Genomic DNA, 25,047 nt, shown 5'->3' on the forward strand with positions numbered 1-25,047 from the left:
GCAGCCGCCACCCGGCGGAAGGGTTGGTAATTCTCACAATCAGTTCTATAGTCGTCACAGATTATTCGTTACCAGGACTCACTATGCGCTTTAATGGACTGACCAAAGGTTTCTTCATTTTTATTCTCGCCCTCGTTACCTGGGCCTTCTTCGATGTGCTGTCGCCCTACTTCTCCGCCATTTTATGGGCCGCCATTCTGACCATCATCTTCAACCCGGTAAAAAACAAGCTGCGAACGGCGCTGGGAGAGCGCAACGGGCTGGCGTCGTTTCTGACGCTCTGCATTATCTGCCTGATTGTCTTTATTCCCTTGATGGTGATCCTCTCCTCGCTCGCCATTGAGCTGAACGTGGTGTATACCAAGCTGCAGCAGAACAACACCCAGTTCCCGGAAGTCGTCGCGGGGATCTTTAACCGCCTGCCCGACTGGGCCAGCGGCTTCCTGGCGGATCACAACCTCACTAACGCCGAGCAGATCCAGAAAAAGCTTTCCGATGTGGCATTACAGGGCGGGCAGTATCTGGCGGGCAGCGCGTTCCTGATCGGCAAAGGCACGTTCGGGTTTGCCATCAGCTTCGGCATCATGCTCTACCTGCTGTTCTTCCTGCTGAAGGATGGTCCGTATCTGGTGCGTCAGATCCTCGACTCTCTGCCGTTGTCTGACTTCGCCAAGCAGCACCTTTTCGCCAAGTTCGTCGGCGTCTCCCGCGCGACGGTAAAAGGGACGGCAGTGGTCGCCGTGGTTCAGGGCACGCTCGGCGGCATCGCGTTCGCGATTGTCGGCATTGACGGCAGCGTACTCTGGGGCGCGCTGATGGCGTTCCTCTCGCTGGTGCCTGCCGTGGGCTCGGCGATTGTCTGGGTACCTGCCGCCATCTTCCTCTTTGCCACCCACCAGCTGTGGCAGGGGCTGTTTATCGTCGGTTTCTTCGTCATTATCGTTGGGCTGGTGGATAACATCCTGCGCCCTCTGCTGGTCGGCAAAGACACTAAAATGCCGGACTACCTGATTCTGATCTCGACCCTTGGCGGGATGGAGCTGTACGGGATCAACGGCTTTGTGATTGGCCCGCTGATTGCGGCGCTGTTTATCGCTTGCTGGAACCTGTTCTCCGGCCGCGATCACGAGGGTAACGCCGAAGAGCTGGACGCTGACTTCATCGAAGAGGGAAAAAACCCGCCAGATTTATAACGTTCCCTGCATATCGGGCGGCTCCATGCCGCCTTTTTTTATACGCTAAATCAAACATTTTCTATAATTTGAAAGAACGCTCTTCCACTCTTGTCGTAGAAGGATCCCACAGGTGCGAATCGCCACGATAACAAACTGGGCCTACGGTGCCACGGTGTGCCTGACCATCGCCTCTGGCATCGTTATGCTGATGGCATCCCACGCCGACAACGTGGAACGACAGGCCGTTAAGCAACGGCAGGTGTTCGACCAGCTGACGGAAGATGTAGAGACAGATGCCTGGATGCTCTCTGACCTGGCGCGCCTGTTCGTTATCAAAAAAGATCCGAACATTCTTGAGGAGTATCAGCAGAAAGAGAGCACGTTCAGCGGTATGGAAAGCCGGCTGGAGAAATTAAAAGATAACGGTGCATCGGGCGAAGAGCTGCTGCTGCTCCGGGAAGGGTTAAACATCATTGATGAACTGCAGGACGAGCAAAAAACCGCACTGAGCAGTATGTCACGAGGCGAAGAGCAGCAGGCCGTTGCCCTGCTTTATGGTACCTATTATGAACAAGAGCTGGAGCGCGCTCAGAGAGAGATCGACCATTTCCGCCAGATACTTGATAAGCGCATCATCGCCGACGTGCAGGCCGCCACGAAAACGTCAAAAAACCTGCGAACAGCCTCTGAGGTCATGGTCGGACTGACCGCCCTGCTCTTTCTGTTCGTGATGGGCTTTATTCTTAAGCGTCGCGTGCTTCATCCGGTAGTGCGGCTGAGCGACGTGGTGCATCGCCTGGCCTCGCAGGATTACGCCGTCGAAACCCCGCACTTCACCCAGATCGACGAAATTGGCGACATGGCGCAGGCCATTCACATCTTCCGTGAAAACGGACTTGCGCGGCAGCGGCTGGAAAAAGAGCGCGATGCCGACTGGGCCATCCGCGAACTGCTGGCGCGCATGACCCAGCGACTGCAGGGCTGCGAAAACTTCGCCGACGTGATTAATGTGGCCGAGCTTTTTGCCCCCAACATTGCGCCTGGCGTTTCCGGGCGCTTGTATATTCTCGATCGCGAGGCGTGGGAAATGCGCTGCGCGGCTGAATGGTTCTCTCCTGAAGGTGAAAAAAAGCCTTTCCCCCCTGACGCGTGCTGGGCCGTCCGCCGCGGGCAGAGCCATCCGCCGGTCAGCGGCGAGCCGGATATTGCCTGTTATCACCTGCCTGAATCGCAAAATCATCGGTCGCTGTGCGTGCCCTTAATTGCCCAGGGCGAAGCCATCGGCCTGCTCTCTTTCCAGAACATCACGCCGGAAACCGCGCCCTCGCGCGCCTATCTGGAGCTGATGGCTGAGGCGCTGGGTCTGGCGCTGGCCAACCAGCGCTTGCGCGACGCCCTGCTGGAAAAAGCCCTGTTCGATCCGCTCACCGGCCTACGTAATCGCCATCATCTGGAAGACACGTTACGCACGCAGATGACGCAGGCCGCGCGCAATAATGAACCGATAAGCTGCCTGATGATCGACATCGATCACTTCAAGAGCATCAATGACCGTTTTGGCCATGAGGCCGGGGATCTGGTGATTAAAAGCGTAGGGGCCATTGTTCAGCGTGCGGTACATGATTCCGGCCTGGCCTTCCGCTACGGGGGAGAAGAGTTTCTCGCGCTTCTGGCGGGTGCGAATGAAAAGGCGGCATTTGCCTGCGCGACGGAGATCTTCAACGGCGTGCATGCGCTATCCCTCCGCTACGGGCTGTCTGAAATTGGCCCGGTGGATGTCTCTATCGGCATCGCCAGCTATCCAGAGCACGCCCAGAGCGACAACCTGCTGCGCGCAGCAGATGTAGCGCTGTACCGGGCGAAGGAGCTGGGGCGTTCGCGGATTGTGAGTTTTGGTATGCTGGAGGCAGGATAACGCCGGCACTGCGGCCCATCCCCACGGCTGTTCCCTCATAAAGAATATGCGTCCCATAGCAGCTGCCCGGCAGCGCTTTTCTCGCGGCCTCCAGCGGACGCGATATCGCGTGCCGATCGGCTTCACAATTTTTATGCCAGGCTATTCCCCTGTAAAAAACAGGTGTTATTATTCACCTCGTAAATACCTTTCAACTCTCACCGAGGCTTTGATGCTGGAGAATGTAATCATCAGATAATCAGTTTCCCGCCCTTTTCAGGACGGACTGGTTATCGCTGCGCCTAAACCTTACGCACGCACCTGCCGGTGTGGGCTCGTTTTTACGCATGATGATTAAACAGGTTTTCCGGTATGAATTTATCCCGTCAGGAACAACGTACCTTACACGTTCTCGCAAAAGGTGGACGTATTGCGCACGTCCGCGACAGCGCTGGCCGCGTCACTTCAGTTGAATGCTACACCCGCGAGGGGATGCTTCTCAGCGACTGCACGCTCGCCGTCTTTAAAAAACTCCGCACCAAGAAGCTGATCCGCTCTGTAAACGGACAGCCTTACCGCATCAACGCCACCGGGCTGAACAACGTTCGCGCCCAGCTGGATAATCGCTAAGGAGCAGTGATGAATACACCTTATACAGACCGCTACGACCGTGCTTTTTTACTCGACACCATGATGGGTCCAAACGCCATGCGCCTAACCGAGGAGCTGGTGGCCCAGCTTCCGATAGCCCCAGGCATGCGTATTCTGGATCTCGGCTGCGGGAAAGGGATCTCCTCTATTCTGCTTGCCGAGAAATACGGTGCGACGGTTTTTGCCGCCGACCTGTGGATCACCCCCACCGAGAACGCAGAGCGGTTCACCGCGCTGGGGCTGGACGGGAAAATTTTCCCGCTTCTGGTAGATGCAACAAAAGAGATCCCCTTTGCGCATGACTACTTTGACCTGATCGTCAGCGTGGACGCCTATCAATATTTCGGCAGCAACGACACCATGCTCGCAACACTGCTGCCGTACCTGAAACCTGGCGGGTATTTTGCCGCCGCGGTCCCGGGTTTTATCGGGGACTATAGCGAAGACAACTTGCCCGACGTGGTGAAACCGTTCTGGACGCCCGAGTGGTATTTCTACCCGCTCCACTGGTGGAAAACGCTTTGGGAGAAAGAGCCGGGCATTACGCTGAACACGGTGCGCGAAATGGACACCTGCCAGCAGGCCTGGGACGAGTTTATGACGTGCGACATCGCGCAGGAGATGATGGTGCCGATCATGGAGGCCGGCGCCGGAGCGTATTTTAATATGATCCAGCTTGTCGCCCAAAAACGGGAGTAATCTTTGCCCGGCGGCGCTGCGCTTGCACGGGACTACAGTGTAGGCCGGGTAAGCGCAGCGCCACCCGGCAGTTCATCGCTTGCTCATCGCCAGCTTTGCGGCAAACAGCAGGAACACGACGCCGGTAGTTCGGTCCATCCACTTCACTACGGCAGGCTTCTTCAGCACATCCGCAGCATACCCCGTCGCAATAATCAGCGTGAGTGACCAGAGTGTGCCAATCAGCACATGAATCCCGACCAGCAAAAACGTCCAGGCAAAAGGCGAATGTCCTGCGGGAATAAACTGCGGGAGAAACGAAACGTAAAAGATGCCCATTTTAGGGTTCAGGACATTCCCCAGCATGCCGCGCAAAAAGCCGTTACCGCTGCGGGAAGAGCCTTCTGCTGAGAGGGAAAACTGCTGTCGCGGGCGAAGCAACAGCTGGAGGCCGAGCCAGCACAGATACGCTGCACCACACCACTTTAGCAGCGAGTACGCGACTTCAGAGACGGCCAGCAGCGCACCCAGACCAAACGCCACCACTGCCCCCCAGATAAAGCAGCCAGTATCAATTCCCAGCGCGACGTGTACGGCTTTTTTACTGCCGTCAGCGGCGGCGGTTCGCAGGATCAATGCCGTGTCGAGGCCGGGGGTGAGCGTCAGAAGCGTGGCAGCGAAGGTGAATGCAAGAAGGGCATCGGTGACGGACATGCTGTTTCTCCGAAAACGCAAAGCGTAATGGGAAGTTAACAATACCGCAACACTAAAAATGAGGATGCCATTGCAATCAGTATGCTGTTGACGTCAATCAGAACAATAAAAAGACCCGCATTACGCCGTAACAGGTTATAGGCCCGTAATATTCTCTATACTTCTGTTCGGACAGCTGTAATTTGTGCGACATCCTTCCTTACCGCGTCGACCAGATCGGCAACCGCGCTAATCACCTGCCCGTTCTCTGATGCAATACGGGAGAAGCCGAGACGTTTTAGCTGTTCCGTATCGAGTCCCGAACACACCGCGTGCGCCCTCAGTAAGGCGTCCGCCAGCTCCTGATGCTTTCCACTGTGCATCGACAGCAGCATTTTTTCCTGACTGCGGCGATCCAGTCGGGCGAATGCCTGAAGCATTTCACTGTAATGCAGGAATTTATAATCAAAAGGTTTTGGTGAACTGTATAAGGCTTGGGAAGACGTTTGAATGGTGCGATAATAGGAACACAACAAAACCAACATAACCATTGATAAATAAATATATTTCCTTGTTTCATCTTTATAAATGCCCCCTTTTGTGCCCCCACCTCGTTTTTCATGCGACTCGTTGAGCCTTTCATCGAGTCGCTAATCTCACCAATTTCTTCACAGACCGTGCAAGCCTTCTCAGCTCTTTAAGCCGTCCCCTCACTGACGCGATCTGCTAAGAACAATATTACTTACTTCCCGATAAGAACAACTGTTCATTAATCCACATGCTTTTCTGGCATGATGGATATCTGTCACGGTCAGATATGGCGCTTGTCCTTGTGAGGAAAATCCACTGCGATCGATACGGGCTAACTCATATTTCTCCACCAGAAAGTTAATAGCATTAGCCAGAGTGATATCGGCATCAATATGTTCCTGTATGACGGTTTCATCATAGAAAGGTGTATCGTTTAGCGTCAGGCCATAATGCTGTTCCAGCAGACGACTAAGTAACATTTTCCAGATAGTCACGGGCGACAGGCATGGCCTCGCCGCCCGCAAATTTGTTGCAGGTAGAAATTTCATTTTTTCTCTCGTGAAAGTAATTAACGTTGTGTGGGATAAACGGCGATGTATACGTAACCACAACTACCAAGCGTATCGGCTTCGCAGGTAAAACCGTTGTGGTAGAGAGTGACACAGTGATGGTGACAGGGGATCAGTTCACCAGTGGTCAGCATCGATTCCATCTGGCTGATGAAGTGTGGAAATGCGTCATTCAATTTGAAGCATTCCGTATCGCTGAAATTGCCTATCAAACTAGCCCTGTCAGCCAGATAATGCAGCCGGTTACCTTCCTGAACTAATCTGGCACCAAACCGTGGAACAATATCGCTTTTTAGACCCCATTCATGGGCTGGTATTAATGACATAAAAATCTCCCTTTAAAGCAAACCAAGCTCAGCAAATGACGCCACCTCGTTTCCCACCACAAGATGATCCAGCACACGTACTTCCACTAGTGCCAGCGCTTTCATAATCCTCTGAGTAATATGTTTGTCCTGCTGGCTGATTTCTGTCGTGCCGGACGGATGGTTGTGTGCCAGAATGACCGCAGCGGCGTTATGTTTCAGGGCTGATTTAACCACCTCGCGGGGATGCACTTCGGTATGGCTGAGCGTGCCGGTAAACAGTGTTTCTCGCTCCAGCAGGCAATGCTGATTGTCGAGATACATCACGATGAAAACTTCCCGCTCCAGGCTAGCCATCTGCAGTTGCAGCCAGGTTTTTGTGAGGCTGGTGGAGGTAAATGACTCACTCGGTTGACGCTGGTATTTCTCCAGCAGACGTAATGCTCGCTGGATGACTCGCTGCTCGTTTGCAGGAAATACAGGGGATAAATTGATCGTAGACATGGTTGTTCCTCAGAAAGAAAAGCCCTTCCGAATTTTCGGAAAGGCGTTTAGGGAGAATGGTGGAATGGTTCATGAAGCAAGCTGCAGCATATTCTCAGCCATCACCCAGAGGGCACGGTTGAGCTTCACATCACCGTCAATACCTGTCACTGCTCGGGTATGGGCGCGCTTTCCTTTGGTTGTTCTCCCCGAGAGCCCGCCTTTGATCAGGTTTTCCTGAATGCGCTGGTAAGTGGTCCAAAGGTCGTTGCTTTCGTCCTGCCAGCGGCGTGGGGAAAGTATCTGCGTCTCTGTCACCGGTTGGTGCTCCTCACCGAAGCGATATGTCAGCGCCGCTTTCGCCATCGCCTGCTGAGCGGGCGGCGGCAACAAAAGCGACTGCATGGCATCGCGTTTCTCTTCTACCCGGTCAAATATTCCCAGTACTTCGTAGGCCCCTTCGATGACTTTCTCTACTACGTTGCCTTTATGCGGGACGCGCACCTCGCCAAAACTCTCACCGCAAATCAGCCCATTTTGGCAAACTGCTCTGAATAACCCCGGTAGCATCTGATATGAGCTGGAGCCGTCGTGGCTATTCAGCAGAATAATTTCGGGAACCTGTTTGCCAGTAATCTGGCCTTCACGACGCAGGCGCAGCATGTGCTTCGTATGCTCTCGTTTGCTCTGGTCGCGGACTCTGGTCTGGCACGCGAAGAATGGCTGGAAACCTTCGCGTTGCAGGTTATCGAGAAGGGTAATTGTCGGGATGTAGGTATAGCGATCGCTACGGGATTCATGTTTTTCTTCGCTGAAGACACTGGGCACATAATGAGCCAGTTCGTCGCGAGTTAACGGGCGGTCACGACGAACAAGGTTGACTGCACCAAAGCGGCTGGCTAAACGGGTCATAGTTGATTCCTTTTAAAACGGACATAAAAGCCACTCCAGTAGAGTGGCATTGGATGGAAGATAAAATGTTCAGGGAAAGGCTGGTGGCTGGCTCTGCTGTGGCGAGAGTTCTCTGTCAGGTAATGCCGGTGGTATTTGCTTTTCGGCCTGGTGATGTTGTAATCGCCGCAGAATAAAGGGTTTACTGTACTGGAAGTATCGAAGACACCATTCGTGCTTAACGACTCGCCTTATGTTCAAAGGTAAGCGTTCATACGCTTTGCTGCACACCGATAAAACAAAGGCATCATCATTGATTCTGTCCTCTGCTATTGCAGCCAGCCCTTTTATAAAGGAACGCTTCAGCTTTTGTCGAAAGTTAGCTTCCAGGTGAGCTTCGGAATCGGAAGGTGATAGTACGTCTGGTACAGGTGCTGGCACGCAAACCGTGTTTCCTGATTGGGACTTTTCAGGCAAGCGTGGCGAGTTTTTTTATGAGTCTTATCAGGCTATAGGTCATCAGGCTGGCTCCCATTGCTTGGCATACGGCCGACTTACTTCTCAGCAGAGTGAGCCCTGCGACGCTGAAAACAACGGGCCAGGTCAGCCCAAATGATTCTGCATCTGGCGTTGTATTGTCCGGGGATTTTTTAGTTTTCATAGGTTGGTCCAAAAGGTGTCCGGTACAGCAGGAAGCTTATACCGGACTGGAAGAGTAATTAGGGGAGATCGACTGAGGCTATTTCCTCAGAAGCGTTTGTGGGGCCACTGTAAACGCCGACATATTCATTTTGAGGGAAGATAATTACTGCATTTTTCTTCGGATCAAAAGAGCAACCTCTTAATCCTGCAATTGCGGCGGTTTTCCCGGAGCTTGTGTTTTTGACAATCAGTTTGTTGTCTGCACAGTTGCTGGCTTTAACAAAACTCACCACATAACCGTCCTGCTCTGCGACGGTTTCAGCGGTCGTTGATTTTGGCCCAGACTTACGTTCTTTCTGCCCGCTTGCCCGATCGCTGCTATAAGGAATATATTGCGCAGCATCATTCCGCATGGTCGGTGGATCATTGTTCAGACCAAGATATACAGGACAACTGGAGGCACCCACCTCGCAGCTCTTTTCGACAATAGCACGTGACGGCCAGCCTTTTGTGCCGATGTAGGCAGCACCGGTTTCATCCAGGCAATAGGTTTCCTCCCATGAGTAATTTTTATTCTGACCCGGCATAGTGCGGGTCGTTACGAGACAAGTCAGAGCCTTAACCGGTTTACTGTCGTAGCGGATAAAGTTCTGTTCAAGCGGTGATGCTGCGTACAATAAAGGAGAGATATTCGCTGCAGCCGCCTTGCTCTGTGCCTCCGCGCTGAAACCAGCTTTATTGTTGAGTTTTACGCTGACTGCCGCATCGTTCATTTCGCGAAGCATTTCACCACCGCCATCTGTCAGAAAGAACGTGTAGCGTTCTGGATGAATATTACCGGGAATGGTGATGGCAAAGCTGAAGGCCGGGAGCGAAAGCGTACAGAGTAAAATAAGGCGTGAAATGAATGTCGCCATATAAAGATATCCTTACTGATGATTAACAATGCGGGAGCATGGGCTACCGGATGGGGTGGTTAATGGCTGATGCAGTCTTCCCAATTAAGACCCTCCAGAGCTTCCCTGAGCCCTGCGGTATTGAAGGGGTGAGATACGGATTTATTCATCCGGGTGATTTCAATTTGCCCATGGCTGTCTGTGTTTTTGAGCGCTATAAAAGCCGCCTCATTCGGAGGGTAATGAACTGCATTGATATTGATTCCCATAGCTTCTTTCCCATTATCTGGTATATACATTGGCTCCTTATCTGACCCGCTGTAGCTCACTATCAAATGACTGTCCCGGCAGGTGAGCGTCATACGCTCTCCGGCGCTATTGTCGGCGTTAAGTTCAAACTCCATCGCATTGACAGTGCCAAACCAGTTGCCCCATTGCTGCTCCGGGCCCATTGCATGCACAGCACCACTGAACAATGCTGCGTCGAAAAGAAATGAAGGGATGATCTTCAACATAGATATTCCTTACTGTGTGTTTTATAAGCGGAAGTGGGCCTTTTTTGCATAAAAGGCCACTTGATCGTATGCATTTGAGAGGAGATGGGATAATCGTTAATACAGATCAGTTTTACGCAATTGATCGTCATTACCTATAATAAAAACGATCAATATCAATATATTAATAGTTTTCACCTATCATGCGTTTGATTTCGATCGGTATAACAGATCAATGTACAGAAGCCATACCGGTAATACATACCGGCGTGGCATCATACAGGTAATACAGGCATGAAATAATCTGGAATGCGCAATAGAATGAATTATACTGAATGTTACCGGCGTCTCAGTAAACATCCCAGGAAATATAATCGTTAATAAGGCAGCCACATAAATGGATGATTGCCATCGTATTTATCGTCCATGTTTTCATCAGCTGGATGGGGACTGCTTTTCTCATTCAATGCCCCCATGGCCTCCGAGGGAGTTTTTTCATAGGGTAATTCCACACAGGATTGCGTTGCAATTTGACTGACAGGGACGTTATTATCTTCCGGCACTCTATTTTCAGAGGATACCTTCGATTTCTTCTGGCTTCGGGACTTCCTCCTGGCATTCCTGCCTTCCCACGCTTTATTGAATCGTTTTATAAAATCACTGTCTTTATGATACCAGCATGTGTAAAGGCAACGAATGATAAGGCATTTCTCTGCATTAGAGGCAGGTTTAAGATACGGCATTAAAGTAGCTGTATTTATATGCACTGAACTTTCGATCATATTTTTAAGCGGGCCATTAGCATTATATTCATCATGCTTCACAATGGAAGGATGATATTGAGCAAGCTGAGCTAATGTTGATGCCGGGTACTGTTGCGGTATATATTGAGCAACCTGAGTCAGTGTTGTTATATGAGGGGGATGATATATATTTTGATAATCCATGATAAAATTGCTGTTTTGCGATGCGTTTTGATAGTTACTCTCTTGTCTTTCTTTCTCTGACTCTTTATTTTGTTTTCTTTTTTTTGCGCCTTCTTTGATGTTGGCTCTGTCTTTTTGAAAGTACTTCCAGGCCCATTCACACTTCTCTTTTTCTTTTTTATTTAAAGGAAACTTATCTTTATAGATATACAAACGATACCATTCTGTTCTTATGGTATTCATCAACTCAATTTTGTCCTTTAAACCGGAATCACAACGATCAAAAAAATCGGTGATGGTGAGCATTCGTTCTGTGTGATTTGCAGGGTACTGGATAAGATTGAGTTGATCATAAGTTAATATTTGAGATATGGGTGGATTGCCATAAACCTGTGCATCAGGAAGAGTAGAGAATAATGAAGGCGTCTTAATATTTATTGTTCTTATAACCAGCCAGACATAATAGCATGCGTCTGGGCAGTTTTTTATCCATGCAAAATCACGTGAAGGTATGAAGCGCTCATTAACATTCATTCGGATAGCTCTGATGAATCCATTTGCTATTTCAGGATGATAAAATGAATGTACTGCTGTGTTAATTACTCTGGATGCCTGCCGGTTATCCATGGAATAAAGGTGGCTAATGTTTAATGAATTAATAGAAGGTTTTAAATGATAATTTAATATCGCGGACTCATACTGGTAAAACCACCTGTAAAATCTTAACTCCCTCTCACTTTTTAATTTTACAACTGACTCATTCCTGCTCATTCGATTCCCCTCACTCACCGTATACGTTTCCCATCCCTCAGCCACCCGAGTGTCAGTCACAGGGTGTTTCATGGCGTTGACTATAGCAAATTCATAGGGAAAAACGTAGGTGTTAAATCATCTGAAGAAGCTATGAATACTGAGTTTAATGCAGGAAAAGTGAAAATTCATACCCTTCAGATATGCTGGAGTAAAGCGATGGATGTGAGCGCAACGCGCAGCATCCAAAAGAGGGAAGAGAAGGTTATGGACCGGCTGCACAGCCATGACGTTAAAATATGGCCACTGTTACGTCATTCGCGTCTCCTGTTCATAAAAGTAAAATCTTACATATGCGACCCATGACATGAAAGGATGCCGACCGGTGTCCTCCTGTTACATTTACGGAGACATGTCATGAACACGATTGATATTTACGAAGATAGATTTGTCAGCATGCAGTTTATTACCGAAATGACCGGTTTGTCTGATAAGTGGTTTTATAAAATGGCTCAGCAAGGTAAATTTCCAAAACCTGTAAAGTTTGGCCGCAGTTCCCGCTGGATTGAACGTGAAGTAAAAGAATGGTTTGAAGCCCGCATTAATGAATCGAGAGCATAAAGACAATTAAAGATAGTGATAAAAAGATCACTAACTTTACACCATGATTTTATATTTCCGTGTCTTGTCGCACATGAGTTTCATGTGATTTATAAAGGCGGTTTATTTATTATTGTGTTTAATGCATTATCAAATGACCTTTAATACATTATCACCTATCAATAATACTTCATATAAACATGCGATATCACATCCAGTGTAGTTTCACACAGGTACATTGTGTTATCGCACAAGTATCACCTCTGATATGACTATTCATACTGAATATCATACAAAGACATTCATTCAATAAACACCCTTACATATTGCCAGTTAGCTATTGTTGACTGGCTTTAGAGAAATACATTATGGACTTACCAGAATCAATACTGTTATCTCACGCTGAATATCACATTGAGAATAACAATCCTTATCTCATCATATCCGATGACAATGAATTCAGGTTCAGAGTAGAACAACTGGACAGTTGCCTTAAAACTCTCAGCAGAGGACGTAAGTTACCCTTCACTATTTTGTATAACCGTTCAGGATACAAAGAGAGTGCAGAGTCAGCCATCATTCTTGATGCCATCCGTTATCTCAATATGTTGCCCCTGGATGCGATGAAAGTACGAATAGCTAATCCACGTATAGCAACTTTCCAGCGTTTATTTACTAGCGCCGATTTATATTCGCGTGTTCATAATGGGAAAATAGCAGGGGCAGACACTGTTACTACAGCAGAAATACTGAATAAACTGATACAGGATTACCGGTTTACTGTGAGTCAGGCAGGATTTAAACAAGCATGCAGAAAGTACCAGAGGGCTTCGGTTAAAAACCTGAAGGGAGTGATGAATTACATCAGACATCTGCAGGAGCGTCATTCGCGACTTCTGGTCTTGCGGGTTGATTTATCATGGGCAAATGAGCATAAAGATGATATCACTGCTGATGATGCCCGTAAGCACCGTCAGCAGCTGTTTCGTAATATGCAAAAGAATCCAATGTTTCGCCATGTCCTCGGGACGATATGGAAACTGGAATATGGCCCACAACGTAAATTTCATTACCACATGCTGTTTATCTTAAATGGAAATAAGGCACAACAGGATGGCGTGATTGCTCATGCTTTCGGGAAATACTGGAATGAAACCATTACTAAAGGTAGAGGCATGTTCTACAACTGCAACGCTTACAAAGAGCGTTATGAGGACTGCTGCCTCGGCAAACTGAAACGCGGTGACAGTAGTAAGGACAAGGGGTTACTTAAAGCGCTAAGTTACATCACCAAGATCGATACCTGTGCCCGACTGGTTCTCCCTGGAAATGCCAGAACCTTTGGTCGCGGAGAAGTACGTTCATTGAAAAAAGGAAGAGAACATAAATAGGCCGGTTAACCTAATCCGTTGTAACTGTGGGTAATGCTTCCTTCCCTCCTTCTATCCACAAAGCCAGCTAACCATGCTGGCTTTTTTCATTTGTTACGGAGTTCATGATGCATTACTTCGTCTTACCAGCATTCAGGAGTCGATCAGAGTTTTACCGCGGCAAAGCGACTTTCCGGTAAACCGGCGAATACGGCGGATTCAGCCTTTAACAATGCACCATCATACTTCGATGGTGCGGAGAGCCCCACGTTGGCTGTAGTACAATAAAGCGTTGTCAGATTTTCACCTGCCAGTGTTGGGCACGTGTTCTGAACACCTGGTGAGGGCAAAATACAGTCCGTAGTTCCATCGGGACGGTAACGTACCACACGATGTCCACCCCATTCAGCGTTCCATAAATAGCCCATTGCATCAACACATGAGCCATCAGGTGCCCCTTCTCCTTCTATTTCAACAAACACGCGCTGGTTATTCAGAGAGGGGTAGTCGCAGCAAAAAATGCGGCCCTGCATCGAGTCGCAGTAATACATTGTGTCACCATCCGGGCTAAAACAAATGCTGTTGGGTATAGCTACACGGGGTAGCGGCAGTGTCTCAATAGTCATTTTTGCCGCATTGAGTCTGTGAAATTCACCAATGGCTTTAACAGGATAACCATCATCCATTGTACCGAAAATAAAATTACCAGAGCGGTCGCAGCGACCATCACCTGTGCGGGTTCCCGCTTCTCCTGGCGTGGCTGCGATAGTAGTGAAAATACCGGTACTGAGTTCGTAAAAACCAAACCTGGACGCCAGCCCCATTAACAATACGTCCTCATTTTCGGTGAGGGCAAAGGATCCGAGGCGTTCAGGCAGAGACCAACGCATCACGACCTCAGATCCTTCTTCTGAAGCAAGTAGTTCACTCCTTTCAATGTCAGTCCAGTAGAGTCTGCGTGTTCTTTCACACCAGACAGGGCACTCTCCCAGCAAATTTCTGACATCAGCTGCTACTGAAAACATCTTATTTCTCCGGTGGGATACAAAATACACATTATGCATATGTTAATGAATACGGACGTCTGCGCATGGCAAACGTCCGTCTGGGGCAGGAACAGTCATTATGTTAGTGCAGAAAACGCTCAGAAAGACGATCGCCGAAAAGCATGATGGCCAGACCGGCCAGCATAACCAGCATCCCGCCCAGTTTTAACAGCGAAACAGGACGTCTTATGGCACCCAGAAGACCGAAGTGATCGATCATCTGTGACGACAGTAACTGTCCTACAATCGCCAGTCCGAGAAGGGCTGAAAACCCGATTTTGGGTGCCAGTACCACATAGCTAAAAAGGGCTCCGGCCCCGATCAGCCCGCCCGCCAGACTCCAGATGGGCTGAGAAGGAATGGCCGCTAGAGAGGCGAACAATCCCCCACGCAGCAGCGAGTAAATCCCCAGCACAAATGCTCCGGCAGAGAAGGAAAATAATGCGGCGGTAACCGAATCGCCTCCAAGTCCTCGTGCAAGCTGGCTGTTCAGGGTCGTCTGCAGGGTTATCCCAAGACCTGCGGCAAAAGCGATTATGTAATAAATCATGCTCATGCGTTTCATACCTTTCAGTGTGCCTGCTCCAGCGGCAGGAAGGTTTCTGCAAATATGTCAGGTTTATATCCAGCAGCGGCAAACAGATGTTCGCGAGATTCATCAATCGCTGCATGAAGGCGTGCACTGTCGACGCCAATAACCTTCCCGTTCTGTTTAACAATACGTCCGCCAATCATGACGGTATCGATGTTGCTGCGCTCAGTTGCATGTACCACCGTGCCAAACGCATTTCCGTTAGGATAGAGGTTAATGTCGCCGGCATTGATCAGGATGAGATCGGCCTGCTTTCCTGGCGTCAGACTGCCGACTTTGTCCTGCAAGCCTGCACAGTAAGCGCCATCGACGGTCGCTGCCTTGAGAAGTTGTGCTGCAGGAAGCGTTGTAAGAGAATGTTCCGAGTCGCAGCAGTGCTGATGCTTGTGCATCCCCATGACACGTTGCAGGTAAAATGCCACACGCATTTCCATAAACATGTCGGTACTGTAGGACGTTTCGTTGTCAACGCTCAGACCCGGCGTGATACCGTGTCGATATGCAGCCTCAATAGCAAACATGCCATCTTCGATGCCATAATGCGCATCGGAGCGCGGGCAAACGTTAACCCGGACCCCGGCTTCGCGCAGGATTTTCCATCCCTCGTCCGGCAGAGCCGTGCAGTGATTGAAAATATTATCCGGACCCAGCAGCCCCTGCTGATGCAGCGACTCAAGTTCAGACCCCATCTCAGCGCCAAAGAACTCAGTCACAATCGGCAGTCCCAGCCTGCGGGCCTCGGCCCACAACTTTGGTTCCAGCTGGGCCATGACTGCGAGAGAGACCAGGCTATCAGGGTTGTCGGTGAAATACTTCTCCTGCAGACGCTGCCAGTTTCCCGGCCAGTGCGCGTTATCCCATTCGCCGGCTACTGGTGCGCCGGAAGCATGAATGGCGCGAATACCGGTATCAAGCAGGGCCTCGACGGCGGCATCGGAATGCGCTGCGGTTCTGCTGTTGTGCGAGTTATCGATCATCGTGGTGATGCCCGCGTCAATAGCGCCCAGCGCCGTCAGCAGGTTGCCAACATAGATATCGGCAGGACGGTAATATTTAGCGAAGGAAAAGTGCGTGGCATTGCTGTAGTCGTCCAGACAGGTGGCGTTTGGGTTAATGCGGCGCAGCTGTCCTTCCCATGCGTGACGATGAGAATCGACCATTCCCGGCATGACGATCATGTTGCTGGCATTAATGACATGCGCACCCGGGACATCAAGGTTCTGACCCACGGCGGTAATCGTTGAGCCGTTGATCAGAATATCGCCGCGCTCAATGTTACCGACGTTCTTGTCCATGCTCAGTATCGTCGCGCCACGAATCAACGTAACCTGTGAAGTGACATTCTTGTTGTTAACAATATTTCTGATGTAACCGGTCATAAACTTGCCTCTTTCCTGATTAATGGGGAAACGATATGCCACGTCATTAGCCTGAAAAAGATGCTTAAAGCGTTTTCATAATTCACAATTCGCGAATAATCAGACTCACTTTTACTTAGGAGCAGAACGATGGATCGGATTCACGCTATGCAGGTTTTTACGCGGGTTGCTGAAGCCGGGAGTTTTGTACGCGCGGCAGAAACACTTTCACTGCCTTCTTCCACAGTTACCAGCACGATTAAAAACCTGGAGAAATACCTGCAGGTGCGTCTGTTGAACCGCACGACAAGGCGGGTCAGCCTTACTCCTGAAGGCCTGCAATATCTGGCGCAGTGTCGGGAGATTCTGTCGCTAATTGAACATAGTGAATCCAGCCTGACTGATTCCATCAAACGCCCTCAGGGGCGGCTGCGGGTTGATATGCCTGGCGGAATCGCCCATTTCATCATCATGCCCAACCTGAAAGACTTTTACCGGCTTTATCCGGATATTTACCTTATGATTGGCGTGAGCGATCGGCAGGTCGATCTTGTGCAGGAAGGGGTGGATTGCGTCATACGAACCGGTGAATTAACGGACTCCACACTGGTTGCCCGTCCGCTTGGCCGGTTTCGCTGGGTGACCTGCGCCTCGCCGGACTATCTCAGGAAGTTCGGTGTCCCTGAGACGCCTGAAGCGTTGTCACAACATCGGGCGATTCATTACTTTTCCGGTTCTGGAAGACGCAATAGTGAACTGCGTTTTACACGAGGCACTGAGGCCTTCTCTGTTCCGGTTGAGGGGGATGCAGCCGTTAACGAAACGGGACTCTACATCAGACTGTGTCTTGAAGGTTTTGGGCTGGCGCAGCTCGCTGAGAATGTGATTTCGGAGAATCTGCAGCAAGGCAAACTGATCGAGGTTCTGGCAGACTGGCAGCCCCCCTCCGTGCCGGTAACGATGCTCTATCCGCATCAGCGTTTTCTCTCTCCCGCCGTGCGTGCTTTTGCTGACTGGATCTCCGGACTTTTCAACGAGGGCGCAGGTGAGAAAGGTCTTTCCGGTAAAAGACGGCTCCGGTAAGAGGACAGCTCTTCAGTACGACAACTAATAACCCCCTCAGCAGAGGAACCGAACGTTCCCCTGCTGTGTCTGTGAATTCAGCCCGGCTGCAGTGCAGGTTCCAGGTGAGCGTTTCGTCCGGCAGCCATTCCGGTGCAGGCGCCTGCGACTGCGATTGCTGTGGTCATCAGTAATGGCACCGTCCAGCCTCCGGACAACTCTTGTACTTTGCCCAGCAACAGCGGACCCGTCGCCGCCATCAGATAACCGACACTCTGCGCCATGCCTGACAAGGCGGCAGCATCACCCGCATTTTTAGTACGCAGCCCGATGAATGTCAGCCCCAGCATCATGCTGGCACCTGAGCCGAAGCCGAGAAGCGCGGCCCACAGCATCGCCATAGCCGGCAGATACAGGATGCCGATAAAGGACACTGCGGTTAACAGGCTGACGCCAGCAGCAGCTAATTTCTGATCGTTGAGACGACGCAGCGTGGCCGCCAGAATCAGGCCGGGAATGGCGGTGGTCAGCTGAAGGATGCCGTGTACCTCGCCAGCCTGAGCTGAGGAGAGTCCACTGTCCGTAAGAATGGCTGGAAGCCAGCCCACCGCAACATAAAACGGCATCGCATTCAGGCCCATAAACAGGGTGACCTGCCATGCCAGAGGCGAGCGCCAGACCGCGACGGACGCCGCTTGTTTCTCACCCGCTGCTGGCAGCTGATGCTTGTTCGTTAACTGCGGCAACCATAAAAGCAGCGCAAGGAACGGTGCTATAACCAGCATGGCTAACGCGATGTTCCATCCCCAGCTCTGCGTCAGAGGAATGACAATGGCTGAACCAATGGCACCCGCGGCACCCATGGTGATGGAATACGCCCCCGTCACAGAAGCCACGTTGCCGGAAAAGTCACGTTTGATAAGACCTGGCAGAAGGACATTGCCCAGGGCAATCCCGATACCTATTAATATGGTTCCGCCATAAAGCGCCCAGACGCTGCCTGTGGAGCGAAGCAGGATGCCTGCAGAAATCACGGCCAGGGCACCAAAAAGGGTGCGTTCCAGGCCGTACTTGCGGGAGATGGATGCGCTCAGGGGTGAAAAGGAGGCAAAGGCCAGTAAAGGTAGCGAGTTAAGCAACCCAACGGCTGTGATACTTAGCCCAAAATCATGGCGAATAGACTCTAAAACGGGTGCGATAGCGGTAAAAGGAACACGCAGGTTAATGGCGATAAAAAGGATGCCGGTCACAAGTATGACTGAAGACCATTTGTTCGTCGTGTGGGACATAAATTTTGCTTTCTCTGGAAAAAAGAAAGACTTTAAAGAACGCATGAGTTACAGAATATAGATAACCTGACAACATATAGCTAAATCATGCCAGTTAATAAAAAAATCGTGACCTCGCCGGAGGAGTTTAACGCCGATGCTTTCAGTCAGGCTGCTATTGCCCTGCATGTATCATCGTCAGGCGAGTATGCCGGGCAGAGTCCGCACACTCATCGCAAGGGACAACTTATTCTCTCTTTGCGCGGTGCAGTGAGCTGTGAGGTTGAGGATGCGCTGTGGCTTGTTCCACCGGGACATGCAGTCTGGGTTCCGGGTGAAATCCCTCATAGTTGCCGGATTACGAAGAATGCAGATACCTGCTTTCTGTTTATCGAACCCGGCGCGGCGGTGATGCCGGAAATCTGCTGTACCCTGGCGATTACGCCTCTGGTCCGCGAGCTTGTTATGTATCTTGCAGAGCAGGAACAGGTTTATTCTCCTGACAGTAAAACCGCCAGGCTCGCAGCAGTGCTGCTGGAACATATTCCGGATGTGCCGGTTAAAGCGCTCCATCTTCCCGTATCGGATCATCCTAAAATCCGGAAAATGGCTGAGGCACTTTTTAATGAGCCAGATGACCGGCGAACGTTAAAGCAGTGGGCTGCTCAACTGGCCATCAGCGAGAGATCTCTGGCCAGACGGATAAAAGAGGCAACAGGAATGAGCTTTGGTCGCTGGCGTCAGCAACTGCATTTAATGATAGCCCTGAGCCATCTGGCAGAAGGTCAGCCAGTGCAGCGCGTCGCCGGAATGCTGGGATATGATTCGGTCAGCGCGTTTATTACGATGTTTAGGAAAGCGCTGGGTAAATCACCGACGCAGTATTTCTCGTCCCTAAACTAATGCAAAACAACACAAACCGGATTTTTTTTAAACAACGCTAACGTCCGCTCATCGCTCACAGCGGACCTTTAGCTCAGTTAGCATGTCCGCTCAGTGCCAAAAGCGGAAGTTGGCACCCTACCGCCAGGATTCCTGATACTATTGATTTAAATATGTTAAATGATTTTCCCAGCTGTTTGATTAATCTGGTACAGTTATTTTTGTTTACAAAAAACCTTCAATATCTAAAAATCAATGCGGCATTGTCTCAAAAAGCAAATGGCTAAGGCGCTGTGACGAGGCTCATTTATTGATGTCTATTTTCAGCATAAGCTAACTCACCTCAGATATTTTCTCCAGGAGAGAACTAACCGGCAATGTTAAGAAAACGCGGAAATTTTCTGGAGTTAGTCGATTCAATCCGGGGTACACGTGTGACAAAAAAACTCAAAGTTGATGCGACAAAACTTTTTGAATCCATGGCATACCAGATCCACGTCGCCATTGAGCATTGTCACGCCCTCGAGGATGGAGATGAGCTTTGGATTGAAGTGCTTGGTGATGTTTCGATCCCTGGCAAGTCACAAACAGAAGTCAAAAATTACTCAGATGAATTGACCGATTCACATGAAAACTTCTGGAATACTCTTAACAACTGGCTTGACCCGGACTTTGATCATACCCAATTCGTGGACCTTATTCTTCTGACCACGCAGCCTTACAGTGAAAGAACCGCCTTTGATGGCTGGAATGAGATGACCATCAATGATCGACTTAAAGTGCTGACTGATATCCATAAAAGTTCAGAAGTCCGTTTCACTGAGGCACAGAGGCGTAAAGAAGAAAAGAAAGACGAGCGTATGCCTGGCGAGAAAGAAGTTTCCCGCCCTGCTGAGCCGTCAAGAACTGTTCGCCTGCAGCGTATCATTATGGATGACATGAAGCGTGATTTGTTGCTTGAGTTGCTGCCTAAAATCAGGATCTGGACTGAGCAGCCAGGCCTGAACGATCGGATAGCTAAATATAAGAAACGTTACCTCAAGGGCATCCTTCCAAGTAAACATAATGATTTTCTGAACGATATGTTTGGTTTTATGACAGATGCGATCAAGATTACGGAAGGATGGAAATTTGAGGTCGGGGAGTTTGATAAAAAATTTGCTGATCTTACCCGCCGTTACATGCATGGCACGGTAGTTTTTCCGATTATCGATAGTAATGCAATCAAAGACAAAGCCGCAAAAATGGACGTCAGCAATGATCGTTATGCACAAAAACTGACTGAAATTGGGGCGACTAAGCGAGATATCATTCTGGCTGCGGGAGACATGTTACATGCGGAAAAATATCTCTATGAGCTAACTAAGCATTTCGACACCTCACAGCAGGAAGTCGATGAATACTGGGACGGCGAGCTATCGCGCCATCTCAGTAAAAGGAAGAGCGCCATGATTAAATTTAAAAAGTCCTCGATGGAAGAATTAAAGGACGAGTCCCTTGCTTTTTATCACGAACGTCAGGGTGAAGCCGTTACTGTATTTAGCCGTTACAATTCTACACCCGCTACTTTCCGGAATGGAATTTATCACCTGCTCGCCGATGAAGAACCTGAGGATACCGACGATGAGTTCCACTGGAGGCTGTGGGAATGAAATCGAAAGCTATCAATCATCTCTTTACACTTCAGCGATCCCCTATTTTGCTTGCCCCCTGTCTTCACCAATTTTATACACAATATGCCTCACGTGAGCGAGATCTGCTGCTGAGTTATCTCGTACTCCCAATGCTGCTGTCTCCACCTATGCAGGCCTTTCTGATTCATGCTAAAGAATCCAGCAGTCTAAGAACAATGTGCTCCCAGCAGTCGCGACTGGTGGGTTTAACGCACCTGGTGCAGCAAAATAAATCCCTAACACATGCCTCGTTGCTTTTTCTCCAGGCGACAGAAAGTATTGAAGTCACTGACAGTCTTTCCGTTAAATCCCTGCATGCCGTCGATACAGGAGGTGCTAATCCGGTGCATTTAACCGCTGCTAGCCGCCTGGCGGTTTTGTTCGCCGAAGTGGATATCGTTACCATTTATAGAACGTTAGGATTCAAATCACTATGACATGCTTCGTAAAATATATCGGTGTAGCGGATACGCAGAATAAGATTCATAAAGTGAGCCTCACGCCTGGACTGAACGTCATTACAGGCAAGTCTTCAACAGGAAAGAGCGCGGTACTCGAAATTTTCGACTACTGCATGGGTAGTTCTGAAGATACGATACCCGTTGGGATTATCACCGAACGCGCAGAGACGTTTTTTATTGCGCTGCAGTTCCCACGATACGCAGTTATCGCCGCGAGAAAAAAGAAATCTGACCTATGCTTTTTGATTGATGTTCCAGGTGTCGATCCCGACCATCTGTCAGCGCTGATAGAAGACCCCGCCGCGTTATTCGGTTCTGAACAGGGCATGCCTCTGAGTGCGTTCAAAAAAAATCTGGGCCGGCATTTTGGCGTAACCATGGAAAACGTCGATGAGTCCCCCTTAAAGCTGTTGTCAGGTCGTCACAAATCCCCAACGCCCACCGTGCGCAGTTTTTCTTCATTTATGCTGCAGCACCAGAATCTTATAGCTAATAAGCACGCAATCTTTTACCGCTTTGACGAAAAGGAAAAACGAGACCAAGCCATCAAGCACTTCAAGATCCTGATGGGGCTGGTGAATGAAGATTATTTTGATCTTCACAAAGAATTTGAGCTCGCTAAATTTGAGCTGGGCAGAGTAAAGCGTCAGATCCCAAAGCAGACTCAACGAAAAGCCATGCTTACCGACCGCTATAACCGTTACCTAAAAGAGTATTTGAGCCTCGCGGGTAAGCCACTTATTGAAGGTCAGGGTGAAGCCATCTACGCCCGTCCGGCCATGTGGCTTAAACATATTTCAGGGAGCACAGTCAGCGTGAATGTCCTCTCTGATCAGATCGAAGCGCAAAGAGACAAGCTTGAGAAAGAGCGAGCTGAAGTGCTGGGAAAAAAACGGAAAATTCAGGGACAGTTGAGGCTAATCAAAGATTCTAGGGCTTCTGCAATACAATTCACGCAAGACATGTCCAAGAGCCATCTGCCCGGTTCTGCGACGTTGTCTCACGTCTATTGCCCGATGTGTAAAGCAGAAAACTCTTTACCCATTGTTGAGGTCAACAAGCTTACGGAGGCAATAACATGGTTGAACGATGAGCTTGCATTCTCTGCATATGCGCGTGAGAGCTTTGAAGGAGAACGCCGGAAGTTAGAGGAGGAACTGGATGCCCTCAATGATTCCCTTTCCCTGATTCAGGAGAGTATTGAGCCATTTGATGAAGAGTTTTACAGGCTCCAAACTGGTGGTTCGATAAACGAACAGGCAATAAAAGCTAAAATTCGACTTGAGCTGGCTATCCAGGAGCAACTGGACAGACCGGTAACGGATCTCGACGAACTGGAAACCTACTGGCGCGCTAAGGTTATCCGGCTTTCAGACCGTCTGGCAAAATTTAATATCGAACGTAGTTTGCATGAGCTCTCAATCAGCATTAATGACAAAATGTGTGAGTATGGTGATCTCTTCGATTTTGAAGAGACCTACAAGCCCTCGGCTCTCCGTTTTGATACTGAGACGTTCGATTTATGGTATCAACAGGATCCCAAAAATCGTGTTTATTTGCGCGCAATGGGAAGTGGAGCCAACTGGCTTTACTCGCACCTGGCACTCTTCATGGCTTTACATCATCAGTTTGCAGCGCATTCCAAAAGGGGATGTAAAATCCCACCAATTCTGTTTTTAGACCAACCGACACAGGTTTATTTCCCCGCGGCATTGGACGATGCGGATAAGTTCAGGCCGAAAGAGCTTGCAAGACAAAACCGGCGTGAAAACATTCTGGATGACGATATGAGAGCGGTAACGAATATGTTTACCCAACTGGCAAAATTCTGTGAAAAGACAGGAGAAGAAACCGGAGTGATCCCGCAGGTGATAGTCTCTGACCACGCAGATAATCTTATTTTAGGAGAGGGTTATCATTTTCAGGACTATGTAAGGGCTACCTGGCGTTCACGCGGTGAGGGGCTGATAACTCATGATGAGTGAACCTCTCTTTAGGGAGGTCCTTCTTCGCTGAGCGGATAAACTTTCTAAAGCCAAACTCACTGCCTCACGCTTGCTGGGACCCCGCTTTCCTGCTCACTCTTGATAACCGCCCACGGGCGGTTGTTGCGCATATCATTCATATTCAGTGACCGGGTGCAGCCGTTTACCGATATTCTTCAGGTGCTTCCTCTGCTGGTTCAGCGCTCCCCAAAGGATTTTGGCTGGCTGCGCTCACGCTGGAGTACGGAGTTGCTGTCCCGCATCATCAACCAGATTTTTAACCTGACACTGCATAGCGCCACTCTGCACCGATACCTGAAACGTGCGGGCATTGTCTGGCGCAGAGCCGCGCCAACGCTGAAAATCCGGGACCCGCGGTATGAAGAAAAACAGCTTGCTATCGAACAGGCGCTGAGTGAGGCTCCGGCAGAACATCCCGTGTTTTATCAGGATGAAGTCGATATCGACCTGAACCCTAAAATTGGCGCGGACTGGATGCCCAAAGGGCAGCAGAAACGTATCGCCACGCCGGGGAAGAACCAGAAGCATTATCTGGCAGGCGTACTACATTCGGGTACCGGGAAAATCCACTATGTCAGCGGCAGAAGTAAGAGTTCTGATTTATTTATCAGCCTGTTAGAAGCATTACGGGGCACATACCGACGAGCGAAAACCATCACGCTGGTACTTGATAACTACGTCATTCATAAAAGCCGCAAAGTGGAACGCTGGCTGGAAAAGAACCCGAAGTTCCGGTTGCTGTTCCTGCCAGTATATTCACCATGGCTGAATCCGATAGAGCTGTTGTGGTTATCGTTACACGAAACCATAACGCGAAATCATCAGTGCCGGTATATGTGGTAGTTGCTGAGACAGGTCAATCAGTTTATGAAGGCTGCCTCGCCATTCCCTGGCAAGCAACACGGTCTGGCTAAAGTGGAGCGGTAATATGCGAAGTTATTTAGTCATTGCCTGCTAGTGATCGATGGCTACGACATCTTTCGGAAACCTCTGAATGCCTCTATGATAGTAGCCAGGGTGACGTCGTGACGGAATTCCTCAATGAAATGTTACTGCCTTTTCCCTTTCCGCTGCATAAAGTACCTTCGTTCATCCGGCTAAGTGACCTTATTAGCGGTAGTCCATCGAAAATATCAAATCAGCACCCTTGA

The 25,047-nt window shown here is 49.6% G+C and carries 25 protein-coding genes and 1 pseudogene; 12 read left to right on the forward strand and 14 right to left on the reverse strand.

Annotated elements, in window-relative coordinates; translation table 11 throughout:
* The first annotated feature begins 83 nt into the window (after nucleotides 1-83).
* The 4 genes from D5067_RS18035 (at nucleotide 84) to D5067_RS18050 (ending at nucleotide 4,419) form a co-directional block, all read left to right on the forward strand.
* On the forward strand, nucleotides 84-1,193 hold the full coding sequence (locus tag D5067_RS18035) for an AI-2E family transporter (RefSeq protein WP_119935356.1): 1,110 nt from the start codon (nucleotides 84-86) through the stop codon (nucleotides 1,191-1,193).
* Nucleotides 1,194-1,305: 112 nt separating this feature from the next.
* Nucleotides 1,306-3,090: a diguanylate cyclase gene (locus D5067_RS18040; protein WP_119935357.1), complete on the forward strand. Its 1,785-nt coding sequence runs from the start codon at nucleotides 1,306-1,308 to the stop codon at nucleotides 3,088-3,090.
* A 351-nt stretch (nucleotides 3,091-3,441) separates the two neighbouring features.
* Nucleotides 3,442-3,699, forward strand: a complete 258-nt coding sequence (locus D5067_RS18045; protein ID WP_119935358.1) for a YjhX family toxin — start codon at nucleotides 3,442-3,444, stop codon at nucleotides 3,697-3,699.
* A gap of 9 nt (nucleotides 3,700-3,708) precedes the next feature.
* Nucleotides 3,709-4,419: an SAM-dependent methyltransferase gene (locus D5067_RS18050; protein ID WP_119935359.1), complete on the forward strand. Its 711-nt coding sequence runs from the start codon at nucleotides 3,709-3,711 to the stop codon at nucleotides 4,417-4,419.
* 72 nt (nucleotides 4,420-4,491) lie between these two features.
* Here D5067_RS18050 and D5067_RS18055 read toward each other — a convergent pair whose 3' ends face one another.
* From D5067_RS18055 to D5067_RS18100, 10 genes are all read right to left on the reverse strand, one after another.
* Entirely contained in the window at nucleotides 4,492-5,112 is a 621-nt protein-coding gene (locus tag D5067_RS18055) for a LysE family translocator (RefSeq protein ID WP_119935360.1), read from the reverse strand.
* A 155-nt stretch (nucleotides 5,113-5,267) separates the two neighbouring features.
* The gene (locus D5067_RS18060; RefSeq protein ID WP_125914537.1) at nucleotides 5,268-5,531 is read right to left on the reverse strand and encodes a hypothetical protein; all 264 of its coding nucleotides are present in this window, start codon (nucleotides 5,529-5,531) and stop codon (nucleotides 5,268-5,270) included.
* Between the two features lie 270 nt (nucleotides 5,532-5,801).
* Entirely contained in the window at nucleotides 5,802-6,170 is a 369-nt protein-coding gene (locus D5067_RS18065) for a TA system toxin CbtA family protein (protein ID WP_119935361.1), read from the reverse strand.
* Between the two features lie 20 nt (nucleotides 6,171-6,190).
* Nucleotides 6,191-6,517, reverse strand: a complete 327-nt coding sequence (locus D5067_RS18070) for a type IV toxin-antitoxin system YeeU family antitoxin (RefSeq protein ID WP_119935362.1) — start codon at nucleotides 6,515-6,517, stop codon at nucleotides 6,191-6,193.
* Nucleotides 6,518-6,529: 12 nt separating this feature from the next.
* Nucleotides 6,530-7,000, reverse strand: coding sequence for a RadC family protein (gene radC, locus D5067_RS18075; protein WP_119935363.1), 471 nt, complete (start codon nucleotides 6,998-7,000; stop codon nucleotides 6,530-6,532).
* A 69-nt stretch (nucleotides 7,001-7,069) separates the two neighbouring features.
* Nucleotides 7,070-7,891 (reverse strand): DUF932 domain-containing protein, encoded by an 822-nt coding sequence (locus D5067_RS18080; protein ID WP_119935364.1) that lies wholly within the window; start codon nucleotides 7,889-7,891, stop codon nucleotides 7,070-7,072.
* A gap of 448 nt (nucleotides 7,892-8,339) precedes the next feature.
* Nucleotides 8,340-8,531 (reverse strand): hypothetical protein, encoded by a 192-nt coding sequence (locus tag D5067_RS18085; protein WP_090048325.1) that lies wholly within the window; start codon nucleotides 8,529-8,531, stop codon nucleotides 8,340-8,342.
* A 58-nt stretch (nucleotides 8,532-8,589) separates the two neighbouring features.
* On the reverse strand, nucleotides 8,590-9,429 hold the full coding sequence (locus D5067_RS18090) for a hypothetical protein (RefSeq protein WP_119935365.1): 840 nt from the start codon (nucleotides 9,427-9,429) through the stop codon (nucleotides 8,590-8,592).
* Between the two features lie 59 nt (nucleotides 9,430-9,488).
* The gene (locus D5067_RS18095; protein ID WP_119935366.1) at nucleotides 9,489-9,923 is read right to left on the reverse strand and encodes a hypothetical protein; all 435 of its coding nucleotides are present in this window, start codon (nucleotides 9,921-9,923) and stop codon (nucleotides 9,489-9,491) included.
* 356 nt (nucleotides 9,924-10,279) lie between these two features.
* A complete protein-coding gene (locus tag D5067_RS18100) occupies nucleotides 10,280-11,599 on the reverse strand; it encodes a hypothetical protein (protein WP_133302814.1) in 1,320 nt (439 codons plus the stop codon).
* A 396-nt stretch (nucleotides 11,600-11,995) separates the two neighbouring features.
* On the opposite strand from D5067_RS18100, the gene D5067_RS18105 reads away from it, so the two are divergent.
* Together D5067_RS18105 and D5067_RS18110 are read left to right on the forward strand one after the other, a co-directional pair.
* Entirely contained in the window at nucleotides 11,996-12,199 is a 204-nt protein-coding gene (locus D5067_RS18105) for a helix-turn-helix transcriptional regulator (protein WP_023334626.1), read from the forward strand.
* A 347-nt stretch (nucleotides 12,200-12,546) separates the two neighbouring features.
* On the forward strand, nucleotides 12,547-13,569 hold the full coding sequence (locus D5067_RS18110; protein ID WP_119935368.1) for a YagK/YfjJ domain-containing protein: 1,023 nt from the start codon (nucleotides 12,547-12,549) through the stop codon (nucleotides 13,567-13,569).
* A gap of 143 nt (nucleotides 13,570-13,712) precedes the next feature.
* Here the strand turns inward: D5067_RS18110 and D5067_RS18115 are convergent, their stop codons facing one another.
* The 3 genes from D5067_RS18115 to D5067_RS18125 form a co-directional block, all read right to left on the reverse strand.
* Nucleotides 13,713-14,573 (reverse strand): SMP-30/gluconolactonase/LRE family protein, encoded by an 861-nt coding sequence (locus D5067_RS18115; protein WP_119935369.1) that lies wholly within the window; start codon nucleotides 14,571-14,573, stop codon nucleotides 13,713-13,715.
* Between the two features lie 103 nt (nucleotides 14,574-14,676).
* The gene (locus D5067_RS18120; RefSeq protein WP_119935474.1) at nucleotides 14,677-15,150 is read right to left on the reverse strand and encodes a DMT family transporter; all 474 of its coding nucleotides are present in this window, start codon (nucleotides 15,148-15,150) and stop codon (nucleotides 14,677-14,679) included.
* Nucleotides 15,151-15,164: 14 nt separating this feature from the next.
* On the reverse strand, nucleotides 15,165-16,565 hold the full coding sequence (locus D5067_RS18125) for an amidohydrolase family protein (protein ID WP_119935370.1): 1,401 nt from the start codon (nucleotides 16,563-16,565) through the stop codon (nucleotides 15,165-15,167).
* A 129-nt stretch (nucleotides 16,566-16,694) separates the two neighbouring features.
* Here D5067_RS18125 and D5067_RS18130 point away from each other — a divergent pair, with 129 nt between their 5' ends.
* Nucleotides 16,695-17,627: a LysR family transcriptional regulator gene (locus D5067_RS18130; protein ID WP_119935371.1), complete on the forward strand. Its 933-nt coding sequence runs from the start codon at nucleotides 16,695-16,697 to the stop codon at nucleotides 17,625-17,627.
* Nucleotides 17,628-17,704: 77 nt separating this feature from the next.
* On the opposite strand, the gene D5067_RS18135 is transcribed toward D5067_RS18130, so the two are convergent.
* The gene (locus tag D5067_RS18135; protein WP_119935475.1) at nucleotides 17,705-18,895 is read right to left on the reverse strand and encodes an MFS transporter; all 1,191 of its coding nucleotides are present in this window, start codon (nucleotides 18,893-18,895) and stop codon (nucleotides 17,705-17,707) included.
* An 87-nt stretch (nucleotides 18,896-18,982) separates the two neighbouring features.
* On the opposite strand from D5067_RS18135, the gene D5067_RS18140 reads away from it, so the two are divergent.
* The 5 genes and pseudogenes from D5067_RS18140 to D5067_RS18160 all read left to right on the forward strand — a co-directional run.
* Nucleotides 18,983-19,777, forward strand: a complete 795-nt coding sequence (locus D5067_RS18140; RefSeq protein WP_119935372.1) for an AraC family transcriptional regulator — start codon at nucleotides 18,983-18,985, stop codon at nucleotides 19,775-19,777.
* Between the two features lie 413 nt (nucleotides 19,778-20,190).
* Complete coding sequence (locus D5067_RS18145) at nucleotides 20,191-21,408, forward strand: hypothetical protein (protein ID WP_133302815.1); 1,218 nt, start codon at nucleotides 20,191-20,193, stop codon at nucleotides 21,406-21,408.
* The gene (locus D5067_RS18150) at nucleotides 21,405-21,866 is read left to right on the forward strand and encodes a three component ABC system middle component (protein ID WP_119935374.1); all 462 of its coding nucleotides are present in this window, start codon (nucleotides 21,405-21,407) and stop codon (nucleotides 21,864-21,866) included. The genes D5067_RS18145 and D5067_RS18150 overlap by 4 nt, the downstream gene beginning before the upstream one ends.
* Nucleotides 21,863-23,875: a DUF3732 domain-containing protein gene (locus D5067_RS18155; protein WP_119935375.1), complete on the forward strand. Its 2,013-nt coding sequence runs from the start codon at nucleotides 21,863-21,865 to the stop codon at nucleotides 23,873-23,875. The genes D5067_RS18150 and D5067_RS18155 overlap by 4 nt, the downstream gene beginning before the upstream one ends.
* Before the next feature lie 159 nt (nucleotides 23,876-24,034).
* A pseudogene (locus D5067_RS18160) lies at nucleotides 24,035-24,823 on the forward strand (IS630 family transposase); the annotation flags it as partial.
* Nucleotides 24,824-25,047: the final 224 nt, after the last annotated feature.

This window comes from Enterobacter huaxiensis, assembly GCF_003594935.2.
Classification (GTDB): Bacteria; Pseudomonadota; Gammaproteobacteria; order Enterobacterales; family Enterobacteriaceae; genus Enterobacter; species Enterobacter huaxiensis.